Annotated in this window: 12 protein-coding genes and 1 pseudogene; 9 read left to right on the top strand and 4 right to left on the bottom strand. The window is 38.5% G+C overall.

Translation table 11 applies throughout. The annotated features are described in order from the left end of the window. Positions 1-142 precede the first annotated feature (142 nt). From flgB to QU01_RS03515, 5 genes and pseudogenes are all read left to right on the top strand, one after another. Positions 143-565 (top strand): flagellar basal body rod protein FlgB, encoded by a 423-nt coding sequence (gene flgB / locus QU01_RS03500; RefSeq protein ID WP_033762278.1) that lies wholly within the window; start codon positions 143-145, stop codon positions 563-565. 12 nt (positions 566-577) lie between these two features. Then, the gene (gene flgC, locus QU01_RS03505) at positions 578-1,063 is read left to right on the top strand and encodes a flagellar basal body rod protein FlgC (protein ID WP_000480093.1); all 486 of its coding nucleotides are present in this window, start codon (positions 578-580) and stop codon (positions 1,061-1,063) included. Between the two features lie 127 nt (positions 1,064-1,190). Then, positions 1,191-1,520 carry a flagellar hook-basal body complex protein FliE gene (gene fliE, locus QU01_RS03510; protein WP_001147918.1) on the top strand — a complete coding sequence of 110 codons (330 nt, stop codon included), beginning with the start codon at positions 1,191-1,193 and terminating at the stop codon, positions 1,518-1,520. 23 nt (positions 1,521-1,543) lie between these two features. Further along, on the top strand, positions 1,544-1,669 hold the full coding sequence (locus QU01_RS07995; protein ID WP_080000639.1) for a transcriptional regulator: 126 nt from the start codon (positions 1,544-1,546) through the stop codon (positions 1,667-1,669). A gap of 6 nt (positions 1,670-1,675) precedes the next feature. Continuing rightward, a pseudogene (locus QU01_RS03515) lies at positions 1,676-3,522 on the top strand (peptidoglycan D,D-transpeptidase FtsI family protein). Positions 3,523-3,802: 280 nt separating this feature from the next. On the opposite strand, the gene QU01_RS03520 reads toward QU01_RS03515, so the two are convergent. From QU01_RS03520 to rpsB, 4 genes are all read right to left on the bottom strand, one after another. Further along, positions 3,803-5,059: a DNA cytosine methyltransferase gene (locus QU01_RS03520; RefSeq protein ID WP_033762203.1), complete on the bottom strand. Its 1,257-nt coding sequence runs from the start codon at positions 5,057-5,059 to the stop codon at positions 3,803-3,805. Then, complete coding sequence (locus tag QU01_RS03525; RefSeq protein WP_033762201.1) at positions 5,049-6,149, bottom strand: DUF5343 domain-containing protein; 1,101 nt, start codon at positions 6,147-6,149, stop codon at positions 5,049-5,051. Before QU01_RS03525 ends, QU01_RS03520 begins: the two co-directional genes overlap by 11 nt. Positions 6,150-6,226: 77 nt before the next feature. Continuing rightward, positions 6,227-7,294, bottom strand: coding sequence for a translation elongation factor Ts (gene tsf, locus QU01_RS03530; protein WP_033762198.1), 1,068 nt, complete (start codon positions 7,292-7,294; stop codon positions 6,227-6,229). Then, complete coding sequence (gene rpsB / locus QU01_RS03535; RefSeq protein WP_000258276.1) at positions 7,294-8,088, bottom strand: 30S ribosomal protein S2; 795 nt, start codon at positions 8,086-8,088, stop codon at positions 7,294-7,296. The genes tsf and rpsB overlap by 1 nt, the downstream gene beginning before the upstream one ends. A 250-nt stretch (positions 8,089-8,338) precedes the next feature. On the opposite strand from rpsB, the gene QU01_RS03540 reads away from it, so the two are divergent. From QU01_RS03540 to secD, 4 genes are read left to right on the top strand one after another with little or no spacing between them, the layout of a single operon-like run. Beyond that, positions 8,339-11,173, top strand: coding sequence for a RecB-like helicase (locus QU01_RS03540; protein ID WP_033762195.1), 2,835 nt, complete (start codon positions 8,339-8,341; stop codon positions 11,171-11,173). Positions 11,174-11,196: 23 nt separating this feature from the next. Continuing rightward, a complete protein-coding gene (gene nhaA / locus QU01_RS03545) occupies positions 11,197-12,513 on the top strand; it encodes a sodium/proton antiporter NhaA (RefSeq protein ID WP_033762192.1) in 1,317 nt (438 codons plus the stop codon). Between the two features lie 47 nt (positions 12,514-12,560). Then, on the top strand, positions 12,561-12,944 hold the full coding sequence (gene yajC / locus QU01_RS03550) for a preprotein translocase subunit YajC (protein ID WP_000531762.1): 384 nt from the start codon (positions 12,561-12,563) through the stop codon (positions 12,942-12,944). Next, on the top strand, positions 12,941-14,521 hold the full coding sequence (gene secD / locus QU01_RS03555; protein WP_033762190.1) for a protein translocase subunit SecD: 1,581 nt from the start codon (positions 12,941-12,943) through the stop codon (positions 14,519-14,521). Before yajC ends, secD begins: the two co-directional genes overlap by 4 nt. The last annotated feature ends 2 nt before the right edge of the window (positions 14,522-14,523 follow it).

Raw genomic sequence — 14,523 nt, forward strand, 5'->3', positions numbered from 1 at the left:
CACTATAATGGCTCTGAATTGGCTTATCGCTCAAGCTTAAGCATGCTTTGAAATGGATCGCATTCTTTAATGAAAAAGCGAGCCGGTTTTGGAATGCTTTTTGCATGCTTTAATTTTGCAAGGGTTTAAAAAGGGGTTTTGTATGGATTTTTCTAAAGCGTTTGGATTGGTTTATAAAGCGCTAGATTATAGGGCTTTAAGGCAGGATATGATCGCTTCTAACATCGCTAATGTGGACACCCCTTTTTACAGGCCAAAGGATTTGGATTTTGAAAGCGTTTTAGCGAAGAAAAAAGCGGAAATTTTTGAAAACCAATCCAGTAAAGTTTTGCCTTTAGCCCACACTAACCCTAGGCATTTAGACTTTGAAAAGAGCACTAAAGATGGGGCAAGCCTTTTTTTTAGAGATGGGCATTTGGCTAAAAATGATGGCAACAGCGTGGATTTAGACATAGAAACAAGTGAAATGGGCAAGAACTCTACCATGTATTTAGCCTTGAGTTCAGCCTTAAAAAAGTATCGAGGCGTGATCAATTACGCCATTGATTCCAGTAAGAATTTATAGTTAAGGGAAAGCATGTTTTTATCTTCTTTTGATATTAGCGGTTATGGTTTGTCCGCCCAACGCTTAAGAGCTAATTTGATTTCTTCTAATATCGCTAACGCTAACACCACGCGCACGAGCGAAGGAGGCCCTTATAGGAGGCAAGAAGCGGTGTTTAAGGCTTTTGATTTCAATGAGATTTTAAACCAAAAAATCGCCCAAAACAATCAAATTACCCCCTATGAAGACCCTTTAGATGAAGGCGATGACAACCCCTTAATCCCCATTACAAGCGTGGTGGTGGATAAGATTGTGCGCGATGATAGCGAGCCGTTGATGAAATACGATCCCAGCCACCCTGACGCTAACGCTCAAGGCTATGTGGCTTACCCCAATGTGAATGCGGTGGTTGAAATGGCGGATCTAGTGGAAGCGACTAGAGCCTATCAGGCTAATGTTGCAGCCTTTCAAAGCGCTAAAAACATGGCGCAAAACGCGATTGGCATGTTACAAACATGAATGATTTTCAACAATTTATGGTAGTATAAGAAAATTTAGGTAGTATTAGCCAAAGATCAGTAGAATACAGAAATGAATAAGATATTTAATAGAGTTAAATTTTTAAAAAAGAGCTTAAGGAGGTTCTATGCAAGCCATACACAATGATAAAAGCTTATTGAGTCCTTTCTCTGAGCTTAACACGGACAACAGGACTAAAAGAGAAGAATCGGGTAGCACTTTTAAAGAGCAAAAAGGTGGGGAGTTTTCTAAACTCTTAAAACAATCTATCAATGAGCTTAACAACACTCAAGAGCAGTCTGATAAAGCCTTAGCCGACATGGCGACAGGGCAAATCAAAGACTTGCACCAAGCGGCTATCGCCATAGGGAAGGCTGAAACGAGCATGAAACTCATGCTTGAGGTGCGCAACAAAGCAATCAGCGCTTATAAAGAGCTTTTAAGAACGCAGATCTAGTCTCTTAAGTGGCTTCTCTTTAAATGATCGCTTGGTCCTTTTTAAAGAGAGGGTTCGTTGTTGCTACGCCCTATTTTAACAGATTCTATCATCAAAAATTCATGCTCTCATGCGTTGTGAAAGTCCAACGCTACGCCATTTTCAAGTAAGCGTTCATGGATAATAAAAACATTGATCCTAGCTTCAACCCAGAGCGATTTTTAGAAACCCAAAAATACAAGGGTTCTGTTACGGCTTTAATCTTTTTATTGCTTTTTTTATTTTTTTAATGGTGGCTTTTAAAAAAGCTTTTTTTGCCCAAGCCAACATGCCCAATCTAGTGATGAGCAAGCAAGACACTGCGACTAGAGGGACTATCTATAGTCAAGACAACTACAGCCTGGCCGCTTCGCAAACCCTTTTCAAACTGGGCTTTGACACGAGGTTTTTAAACCCAGATAAAGAAGATTTTTTCGTTGATTTCCTTTCTATTTATAGTAGTATCCCTAAAAATTCCTTAAAAGACGCCATCAATACGAAAGGCTATATCATTCTAGCCTATGATCTCACACCTAATATGGCTGCTAATATTAGAGACTTGAATAAGAAATTTTTAGCCTTTGGGGTTTTTCAAAATTTCAAAGACGCGCACGATAAAGTGTGGCAAAAGCAAGGGCTAAACATTGAAGTGAGCGGCGTTTCCAGGCATTACCCTTATCAAAATAGCCTAGAGCCCATCATTGGCTATGTGCAAAAACAAGAAGAAGACAAACTCACTTTAACTACCGGTAAAAAAGGCGTTGAAAAATCTCAAGATCACTTGCTTAAAGCCCAACAAAATGGCATAAGAACGGGCAAAAGAGACGTGAGTTTTAACTTTATCCAAAACCACTCTTATACAGAGGTTGAACGGCTTGATGGCTATAAGGTGTATTTGAGCGTTCCTTTAAAACTCCAAAGAGAAATTGAAACCCTATTGGATAAAACCAAAGACAAACTCAAGGCTAAAGAAATCCTAGTGGGTATCATTAACCCTAAAAGCGGGGAAGTTTTATCGCTGGCTTCAAGCAAGCGCTTCAATCCTAATGCGATTAAAACCAGCGATTATGAAAGCTTGAATTTGAGCGTTGCCGAAAAGGTTTTTGAGCCAGGCAGCACGATCAAACCCATTGTTTATTCCTTGCTGTTGGATAAGAATTTGATCAACCCCAAAGAACGCATTGATTTAAACCATGGCTATTACCAATTAGGAAAATACACCATTAAAGACGACTTTATCCCCAGTAAAAAAGCCGTTGTGGAAGACATTTTGATCCAATCTAGCAATGTGGGCATGATAAAAATCAGTAAAAACTTAAACCCAGAGGATTTCTATAACGGGCTTTTAGGCTATGGATTTTCTCAAAAAACCGGCATTGACTTATCCTTAGAAGCCACAGGGAAGATCCCTCCTTTGTCCGCTTTCAAGCGTGAAGTGTTAAAGGGCAGCGTCTCTTATGGCTATGGGTTGAACGCGACTTTTTTACAGCTTTTAAGGGCTTATGCGGTGTTTTCTAATGAAGGCAAATTAATTACCCCCTATTTAGTGCAACGAGAAACCGCCCCTAATGGCGATATTTACATCCCTAGCCCCAAACCCACTTTTCAAGTCATCAATCCAAAAAGCGCTAGAAAAATGAAAGAAACCTTAATTAAAGTGGTGCGTTATGGCACAGGCAAAAACGCTCAATTTGAAGGGCTATACATAGGGGGCAAAACGGGCACGGCTAAGGTTGCTAAAAACGGGAGTTATAGCGTGCAGTCCTACAACAGCTCTTTTTTTGGGTTCGCTGAAGATGAAAGGCAGGTTTTTACTATCGGCGTGGTTATCTTAGGCTCGCACGGCAAGGAAGAATATTACGCTAGCAAGATTGCAGCCCCTATTTTTAAAGAAATCACCGAAATTTTAGTGCGTTACAATTATCTATCGCCCTCTATTGCGATTCAAAATGCGTTGGAGAAAAACCGCTTTAAGATAAAATAAAAGGCTCTTTTCAACCCAAACTCCAAAAAAGGAGTCTTAAGTTGCCGGCTCTGTGGCATTAAGGCCAAATTTAGAGGACAGATGAGAAAAAATCTGTTTAAGTTAGATTGATCCTAATTAAATAAAATGAAACTTGCATGATCCCTAAAAAGATAATCAAAACTAACCCTTGAATCAAAAAGAATGCGAATTAACTTGTTATTGCAATTTAAACGCAAGGTTTACAAATGGCTAAAGCCTGTTTGAAGCTCATTTGCAACCATAATATTTTTTTGGGCGTTTAGATAGTTTTTGGTTTCAAACTATCTAAAAATCTTTTAACTTCCTTAGCAATCGCACTGGATAAAGCGATAGGCACAGCATTGCCCACTTGTTCGCAACGCTTGGTGTGTGAGCCAAAAAATTTGTAAGAAATAGGAAAGCCGGTAATGGTTGCTGCCTCTCTAATGGTGATGCTTCTGTGCTCTGTTGGGTGTAAGGGGAAATTGCTATGCCCTGGCACTAAAGTAGGAGATAAGGCATCCATTTTTAAACGCATGGTATTGCCTCTAGAATAGAATTTAGAGATTTGCAGGTGTTTAGGCAAAATCTCAATGCTTTCTTGGATGTTTTTGCCTTCTTGTATGTATTTAAAACGCTCAATTGTTTTAGGGTTGTGTTGCATGGGCAAATTGTCTGTATCATCTGAATTGGAATAATCAATCAAATTAAAAGCGTCTCTAATCAAAAAAGGTTTTTTAAAACTTGTGGGTAAGTCTTTAAAATCTAGCTTAGTATTGATTTCATCGCTTAAATGGGTGGGTTTAGGGAATGTAAAATTAAAGGGTAAATCGTTTCTAACAGCTACTATAATCAACCTTTCTCTTTTGGTCGCACTCCCATACCACGCGCTATTTAAGACTTTAAACTCTACACGATAGCCTAATTCTTCATAAATTTTTAAAATGTCATCTATGACGCCATGCATTAAATCATTGAGTTTCTTTTGCAAGTTTTGTTTCTTTTGGCGTAAGTTTAAGCCGTAATTTTCAAATTCCTTAGTGATAGAATTCTTTTTTCTTAACTCTGCTTTTTTGCCCTTATAATTTTCTAACTCTTGGTATAAAATATCCACTTCTTGTAAAATTTTAGGATCTGAATTTTGCGGCAAAATTTTAGCGTTTAGCATGCCTTTGACATTTTCTATAATGCTGATTTTTGGTCTCAGGGATTTGATTATTTCTAAATAGTAGCGGTAAAAATAATTGCGTTTATCATTGGGTGAACGCTCCCCAGCTAAGGAAAAACTTTTGCACACAATGCCAGCAAAAATCACATCAACCTCTTGTTTTATCTGTGCTTGTAAATGTTTAGGGTCAATTTCTGTAATGCTTGTTTGATCTATGATGGCATCTTTTAGTTCTTTATTGTTATGGAGTAAAGTTTTTAGGGCGTCTTTGTCTATATCATTAACATAGAGCGTTTTAAAACCTTGTTGGATAAAACCTAAATGCGAACCGCCTGCTCCCACAAAAAATTCACAAACATTATATGCCATTTAAAATTTCCTTATATCTTTCTTTATACTTATTAAAAAGTGAATGTTTTTCAATATGTTTAATAAAACTTTCTTTATTGCTGGTAAAAGGATTAAAAATCAATTGCCTTTGCACTAGTCTTTTAGTGAAATCAAAAAAAGCAAAATCATCTTTTGCGATATTAAGCCATGATGAAATATATCTTGAATTGGACTCAGTCAAAAACAAGACTTCATGGTTGTTAAAATTCGCTCTAATGCGTTCTGCTATTTCGTTATTTTTTAAGTTAAGCGTATCATTTTCTACAAGTTTAAAAATTTCAATATAGTAAGGCTTGATATAACTTTCAAAAATCATCACAAGAAATTCGCTATAACTCATATTCACAAAGTTTAAACCTGTGCTTGTAGGATAATTTTGGCTATCAATGAAACCCAATGTGGATAGCGTGATAAAGACATTGCGCCAATTACCATTATTGAGTGAATTGGTCTTTTTTAAAATCGTTTCTTCTATGTTTTTACGATGCACTAATTTGTTTTTAAATTTAAAAATAGCTAAAACTTGGAGCAAAAAATACACTTCAAAAAATCTAATATCACGCACATAATAAGGCGAGATCACTTTAAAATCCCTGTGTTTTGTCTCTCTTAACTTTTCCAATTCGCTATCATTAATGCATCTAACGGCTAAATTATGCGAATTGATTTCTAAAATTTTCTTGCTTTTAGGGTATTTGAAAAGCCCCACATTAAAATCGTTGTTTTTTAACACGCTTTCAGGAAAAACCAACACGCTGTTAAAATTTTGGCAAAATCCATAATTTTTAAGGCTTAGATGGTTTTCAAAAAAATATTCGTATTGAAAAATTTGACCGATACCACGCACATACTCGCTCACCCCGATAGCTCCGCCCTTACACTCTATGATAGCCCTAACTTTATTTCTTTCAAAAAGCGTGAAGTCTGCTGTAATGCCATTGATATAAGTGTCCTCTCTTAAAAGCTTAAAATCCTTATAATCCATTTCTAAAACAGAACAAATATCTTTTTGAATGTTGTTGTTACTAGCGATTAAGTCTTGGAAGTCTTTTTCTAGTCTGTAAGGCATGTTAGTTTATATTGTTTCTTTATTAGTTGTTAAAGTTGTGAGAGTTTTGAAGCGCAAAAAAACGCGCTTAAAAAATTCTATTTCATTTGCAAAGCCACTTCTTCAGCGAAATTCTCTGCCTTTTTCTCAATGCCTTCGCCCAATTCAAAACGCGCATACTCAGTGATTTTTAAATCATCATCCCACTCTTTGGAACAATCAGCAACCACTTGAGCGATAGTCTTTTTATCGTCCATGACATAGAATTGCCCTAAAAGGGTCAGGCGTTGATCAATAAGAGTGTTATCAGCGATAAATCTTTCCATCTTTCCAGGAACGATTTTATCCCAGATTTTTTCAGGCTTGCCTTGTGCTTTTAGTTCGTCTTCAAAAGCTTTCTTTTGATGGGCTAAAACTTCATCGCTCAATTCAATGCGACTCCCAAAAGCGGGGATGTTTTTTAAAGGTTTGCCCAAGCGTTTAGCCTCTTCATTGTCTTTTTCAATTTCAGCGATCAAGGCTAAAGTTTCTTTTTTGACAAAATCAAGGCTAAAGTCTTTGCTGTCTAATACTTGAGGTTTCATCGCTGCGGCATGCATAGCGATGTTTCGGGCCAATTCCACCACTTTTGGAGCGTTTTTCTCATTATCGTATTTTATACCGATTAACACGCCCACTCTAGCGTTAGAATGCGCATAGCCGTTGATGATATGAGAGCTAGGGGCTTTTAAATGAGCGATTTTCCTCACTAAAATGTTTTCACCAATCACAGCGATTTGAGAGTGCAAATATTCTTCAAAAGGCTTGTTGTCTAACGGGCTTTTAAGCAGTTCTTCTGTGGTATGGATATTGTGGGCTTTGATCGTTTCTAAAGTTTTTTTCACCAATTCTTTAAAGCCCTCATTTTTAGCCACAAAATCCGTTTCGCTATTGATTTCTACCATCATTGCGCTTTTAAAATCAGGCGCTACTTCTAAAGCGATCACGCCCTCAGCAGCGATCCTATCGGCCTTTTTAGCGGCTTTACTCAAGCCTTTTTCGCGCAAGAAATCAATAGCCTTTTGCAAATCCCCAGCCACTTCTACAAGGGCTTTTTTGCAATCCATCATGCCCGCATCGGTTAAGTCCCTTAATTTTTTGACTAATTGAGCGCTAATTCCTGACATTATTCGGCTCCTTGAGTGATTTCTTTTTGGATTTCAGCGAGCATTTCTTCTTTTTCTTCATTGCTCACAAACTCTATCTCTTCGCTATTTTCATCCGCATGGACGATTTCTTCTTGCATGAGTTCTCGCCCCTCTAAAATCGCTTCGCTCATTTCTTTACAAAATAGCCTGATAGAGCGGATCGCATCGTCATTTCCAGGAATGGGGTAATCCACCAAATCAGGGTCGCAGTTAGTGTCTAAGGGAGCCACGATAGGGATATGGAGTTTTCTTGCTTCAGCGACAGCGATTTTTTCTTTAGCCACATCAATCACAAAAATCATATCAGGGATTTTTTTCATGTGGCGCACCCCGCCAAGATATTTATCCAGCTTTTCTTTTTTCCTTAAAATCATGAGCTTTTCTTTTTTGGTCAATAGATCAATTTGACCGCTATTTTCCATTTCTTCAATGATTTCTAATTTCCTCACCGATTTTCTAATGGTGCTAAAATTAGTCAGCATGCCGCCAAGCCAGCGGTAATTGACATAAGGGACTTGAATGCTTTCAGCAAATTCTTTCAAAGTCTCGTTGGCTTGTTTTTTAGTGCCTACAAACATGATGCTTTTGCCTTGAGCGCTCGCATCGCGCACGATATTATAAGTGTATCTAAAATAGCGCAAGGTTTTTTGCAAATCAATAATATGGATATTTTTCCTAACGCCAAAAATGAATTTTTTGGTTTTAGGGTTCCAACGCCTTGTTTGGTGTCCAAAATGCACACCGCATTCTAATAAATCTTTCATGGTTACCATGAATACGCTCCTTAAAGTTATTTTGGTTCTCTTCCTCCATGCTCATTTGATTCTTAAATTCTTAAGAACACCTAAATACAAGGATTAGCATGTGTGAATTTGACGCTGTCTTTGCCTTTGATTCCTATTAAAATGATAGAAAAACGACAAAACCCTGTGATTATAGCAAAAGATTAGGGTTTTTTAGCTTAAGTAAAAAAGGCTTTTAGGTTATAATAAAGACAAAATAGAAATTTTAGGATAGATCTCAATGGATACAAAAAGACAATGCATGGCTTTAAAGGCTTCAGCAGGAAGCGGGAAGACTTTCGCTTTGAGCGTGCGGTTTTTGGCCCTGTTGTTTAAGGGGGCTAACCCTAGCGAGATTTTAACGCTCACTTTCACTAAAAAAGCCACCGCCGAAATGAAAGAGCGCATTTTAGACTATTTAAAAATTTTGCAAAAAGAAGACCTTGAAAATGAAAAAGAAAAAGAAAAATCCCAAAATATCCTAAAAGAATTAGAAGAAAAATACCATTTAGACCCTAGTTTAGTGCGAAATAGCGCTCAAAAAATCTACCAACGCTTTTTAAACGCCGAAATCAGAATCAGCACCATTGACGCGTTTTTTCAAAGCATTTTAAGGAAATTTTGCTGGTTTGTGGGGTTGAGCGCGAATTTTGAAGTCAATGAAGACACCAAAGCGCACCAGCAACAGCTTAATGAGGGTTTTTTGAGCGCTTTAAATAACGAACAGCTTGAGGAATTGAGCGTTTTTATCGCTCAATGCTTAAGTTATGATAGTTACACAAGCGATTCCATTTTAGAGCGGTTGCGTTTTTTAAAAAACAAGCTCTACTTATTTGATCCTAATAAGAAAGAGCCTGCATTTGATGAAGAGGGTTTTTTAGAAAAACTAAGGAGCTTAAACGAACAAATTCAAAGCATAGAAACAGCGTCAGATACGGCTAAAACAGCCATTAAATGCGGTAGTTTTAGGGGATTTTTAAACAGCTCTTTAACCTGGCTTAAAAAAAAGAGCGAATATCAATCTTTCAAAAAACTTAAAAGTGAAATCCCCACTTTAGAGAGCGAATGCAAAGAGATTGAAAACGATTTAAAACGCTATTATGAAGCCAAAGAAACCGCAATATTTAAAAAATTCCCTAAATTCATCCAACTTTATGATAACGCCACTTCTAAAATCCAAGCCTTAGATTTTGATGCGATTAAAGATAAGGTTCATGTCTTATTGAATGGTTATGAAGAAATGCCGGCGGAGTTTTTTTATTTCAGGTTGGACAGCAAGATTGCGCACATTTTGATTGATGAATTTCAAGACACGAGCTTGAACGATTATAAGATTTTAGCCCCTTTTATTGATGAGATTAAAGCCGGGATAGGGCAAGCGAAATGGCACAGGAGCGTGTTTTTTGTGGGCGATGTCAAGCAGAGCATTTATGCCTTTAGGGGGAGTTTTAGCTCTTTGTTTGAAAGCGTTTCTAAGGATTTTTACCACGATAATCTACAATTCAACCACCGCAGTTCGCCTTTGATCATTAATTATGTGAACACCATTTTTAAAAAAGCTTATCAAAATTCCCCCACCGCTTATTTGGAGCAAAAATACCCTAAAACTTCTCAAAATAAACATGCTACAGACGGCTATGTTAAAGTCTCTTTAGTGGCTGATGAAAGAGAATTGCTATTAGATCAGGTCTTACAAGAAGCTCAAAACCTTTTAGAACATCGTATTGGGCCTAAAGATATTACCATTTTATGCGCCACCAATAAGGACGCTTTAGAAATCAAAAATTATTTGCAAGAGCGTTTGAGTGCAATCCACCCAAGCACGGAATCTAGTGCAAAATTGTCTCAATTTGTAGAGTCTAAAATCATTAAGAACGCTTTAGAATACGCTCTAGCGGAAGAACCTTACAAGCCTTTTTATAAGCACAGCGTTTTAAAACTCGCTGGATACTTGCATGATGATGTGATCGCTTTGCCTGGTTTTAACCCCAAAAAAGAGAGCGTGGCAGGCTTTGTGTGGAAGGTGATGGAATTGTTTGAGCTTTATGGAGAGTGCGCGCAAAGCTGCTTGGAATTGGCGGTTGGGTGCGAAGACGCCGATGGATTTTTAGAAAAATTAGAGGCTAAATCGATCGCTTCTTCCTATTCAAAAGGCGTGCAGATCATGACCATTCACAAATCTAAAGGCATGCAATTCCCTTATGTGATCGTGTGCGAATGCTTGGGCAATCCTAATTCAAATCACTCCAATCAACTCCTTGAAGAATATGACGGCGCAGAGCTTCTTCGCCTTTATTACAGAATGAAAAATCGTGAGGTCGTGGATAAAGATTACGCTAGGGCTTTAGACAAAGAAGAAGCGGCCAAAGATCATGAAGAAACCAATGTGTATTATGTCGCATTCACTAGGGCTGAGTTAGGGCTGATTGTCGTGGCCAAAGACAAAAAAGAAAGCAAAAACAAAAAAATGTGCGAACAATTGGATCTTGCGCCTTTAGAAGAGGGAGAAATTATGCCGGTTATTTCTCCACAAAAAGAGCCTTTAATTACAAGCACTCTCATCAAGCCCCATGCCTATGGCGAGCAAGTCCAAGAGATAGAAGAAGAGCCAGAGAGCGATTATGAGAAGAATAACGACCAGGAAGCGATCAATTTTGGTATCGCTTTGCACAAGGGATTAGAATACCAATACGCTTACAACATTCCTAAAGAAAGCGTTTTAGAATATTTAAACTACCATCATGGTTTTTATGGTTTGGATTACCAAGCGTTAGAAGAGAGTTTAGAGCTTTTTGAAAACGATACAGAGATACAAGCTCTTTTTAAAAATTATGCCTTAAGGGGTGAAGCGGCTTTTTTATTTGAAGGGGTTGTGTCTAGGATTGATGTTTTGTTGTGGGATAGGGGGCAAAATTTGTATGTTTTAGATTATAAAAGCTCTCAAAATTACCAGCAAAGCCATAAAGCGCAAGTGTCTCATTACGCTGAGTTTTTGCAAACTCAAGCCCCCCATTTTAAGATACAAGCGGGCATCATTTACGCTCATAAAAGACTGCTTGAAAAATTATGGGTTTGAAATTAAAAATTTTAAGGTTGTCTATGAATCTCAAAAAAACAGAAAACGCGCTCAGTTTGACGCTTAAAAACTTTATTAAAAGCGAGTCTTTTGGAGGGATTTTCCTCTTTTTGAACGCTGTTTTAGCGATGGTGGTGGCTAATTCGTTTTTGAAAGAAAGTTATTTTGCGCTATGGCACACCCCTTTTGGGTTCCAAATAGGGGATTTTTTCATCGGCTTTAGTTTGCATAATTGGATTGATGATGTTTTAATGGCGTTATTTTTTTTAATGATAGGTTTAGAAATCAAGCGAGAATTGTTATTTGGGGAGTTATCCAGTTTTAAAAAAGCTTCTTTCCCTGTGATTGCGGCTCTTGGGGGCATGATAGCCCCAGGATTGATTTATTTTTTTCTTAACGCTGATACGCCCTCTCAGCATGGTTTTGGGATCCCTATGGCGACGGATATTGCGTTCGCTTTGGGCGTGATCATGCTTTTAGGCAAGAGGGTGCCAACCGCCTTAAAGGTTTTTTTAATCACTCTAGCGGTGGCTGATGACTTGGGGGCTATTGTGGTGATCGCGCTCTTTTATACCACGAATTTAAAATTCGCATGGCTTTTAGGGGCTTTAGGGGTGGTTTTTGTTTTAGCTGTGTTAAATCGTTTGAATATGCACTCGCTTATCCCTTACTTGCTTTTAGGGGTGTTGCTTTGGTTTTGCGTGCATCAAAGCGGTATCCATGCGACGATCGCTGCGGTAATTCTAGCTTTTATGATACCGGTGAAAATCCCTAAAGATTCTAAAAATGTAGAGCTTTTAGAATTAGGCAAGCGATACGCAGAAACGAGTTCAGGAGCGCTTTTAACCAAAGAGCAGCAAGAAATCTTGCATTCTATTGAAGAAAAAGCGAGCGCTTTACAAAGCCCCTTAGAAAGGTTGGAGCATTTTCTAGCCCCCATCAGCGGGTATTTCATCATGCCCTTATTCGCGTTTGCAAACGCTGGGGTGAGTGTTGATTCTAGCATCAATTTAGAAGTGGATAAGGTGCTTTTAGGGGTTATTTTAGGGCTTTGTTTGGGCAAGCCTTTAGGGATTTTCTTAATCACTTTCATAAGCGAAAAGCTTAAAATCACCGCGCGCCCTAAAGGCATCAACTGGTGGCATATTTTAGGGGCTGGGCTTTTAGCAGGGATTGGCTTTACCATGTCTATGTTCATTTCTAATCTGGCTTTTACGAGCGAGCATAAGGACGCTATGGAAGTGGCAAAAATTGCGATTTTACTCGGATCTTTGATTTCTGGGATCATAGGGGCTTTATATTTATTCGTGCTAGATAAAAGAGCGGCTTTAAAGAAATAGTGAAAAATGCTATAATTTGAGATTAAAACATCTTTTAAGGAAATTTAATGGGACAAACTAAAGAAATTATAACGACGCTTTTACCCTTTTTGGTGTTGTTTCTTATTTTTTATTTTTTGATTGTTCGCCCGCAACGCCAACAGCAAAAAAAGCATAAAGAAATGATAGAGGGTTTGACTAAGGGCGATAAAATTGTCACTCAAGGAGGACTGATTGTTGAGGTGCTTAAGGCGGAAGCGAATTTTTTTAGCGTGAAACTCAATGATGACACCACCGCTAAACTTTCTAAAAACTATGTAGCGTTCAAATTAGACGAATTGGATCAATTTGGTTTGGCAGAGCCTATAGTCATTCAGCAAGGCAGAGAAGAAATCTCGGCAAAATTATCTGGTACTAAAACTTTGAAACAACGCCAAATAACAACTAAATGAAACTTTTTAACCCTCGTTTAATCGTTTTTATTTGCGCGCTTCTTTTAGGGGTAGGGTTTTCTGTGCCTTCTTTGTTAGAGACTAAAGGCCCTAAAATCACTTTAGGTTTGGATTTAAGGGGGGGGTTGAACATGCTTTTAGGGGTACAAACCGATGAGGCTTTAAAAAACAAGTATTTAAGCCTAGCGTCTGCTTTAGAATACAACGCTAAAAAGCAAAATATCTTGCTTAAAGACATTAAATCCAATTTAGAAGGGATCAGTTTTGAGCTTTTAGATGAAGATGAAGCGAAAAAATTAGACGCGCTTTTATTGGAATTGCAAGGTCATAGTCAGTTTGAAATCAAAAAAGAAGCGGAGTTTTATAGCGTGAAGCTCACCCCTTTAGAGCAAGAGGAATTGCGTAAAAACACGATTTTGCAAGTGATAGGGATCATTCGTAACCGCTTGGATCAATTTGGTTTGGCAGAGCCTGTAGTCATCCAGCAAGGTAAAGAAGAAATTTCGGTGCAATTGCCTGGCATTAAGACTTTAGAAGAAGAACGGCGCGCTAAAGACTTGATTTCAAGATCCGCTCATTTGCAGATGATGGCAGTGGATGAAGAGCACAATAAAGATGCGATGAAAATGACGGATTTAGAGGCTCAAAAATTAGGCAGTGTGTTGTTGTCTGATGTGGAAATGGGGGGTAAAATCTTACTCAAAGCGATCCCTATTTTAGATGGCGAAATGCTTACAGATGCGAAAGTGGTATATGATCAAAACAACCAGCCGGTGGTGAGCTTTACTTTGGACGCTCAAGGGGCTAAGATTTTTGGGGATTTTTCAGGCGCGAATGTGGGCAAACGCATGGCGATCGTTTTGGACAATAAAGTCTATTCAGCCCCGGTGATTAGGGAGCGCATTGGAGGAGGGAGCGGGCAAATTAGCGGGAATTTTAGCGTGGCTCAAGCGAGCGATTTAGCGATCGCTTTAAGGAGTGGGGCGATGAGCGCACCCATTCAGGTTTTAGAAAAAAGGATTATAGGCCCAAGTTTAGGGAAGGACAGCATTAAAGCTTCCATTATCGCTCTCATAGGGGGTTTTATTTTAGTGATGGGCTTTATGGTGTTGTATTACTCTATGGCTGGGGTGATCGCTTGTATGGCGTTAGTGGTGAATCTTTTTTTGATCGTGGCGGTGATGGCGATTTTTGGAGCGACGCTGACTTTACCGGGAATGGCAGGGATTGTTTTGACCGTGGGGATTGCCGTGGATGCTAATATCATTATTAATGAGCGCATTAGAGAGGTGTTAAGAGAGGGCGAGGGCATCACTAAAGCGATCCATTTAGGCTATATCAATGCGAGCCGAGCGATTTTTGATTCCAATATCACCTCCTTGATCGCTTCGGTGCTACTATACGCTTATGGCACAGGAGCGATTAAAGGCTTTGCACTCACCACAGGCATTGGGATTTTAGCCTCTATTATCACCGCTATTATAGGCACTCAAGGGATTTATCAAGCCCTTTTGCCTAAATTGACCCAAACCAAGAGCCTTTATTTTTGGTTTGGCGTGAAAAATAAAAGGGCTTAGGA

The organism is Helicobacter pylori SA221C (assembly GCF_000476855.1).
GTDB classification, from domain to species: Bacteria; Campylobacterota; Campylobacteria; order Campylobacterales; family Helicobacteraceae; genus Helicobacter; species Helicobacter pylori_DK.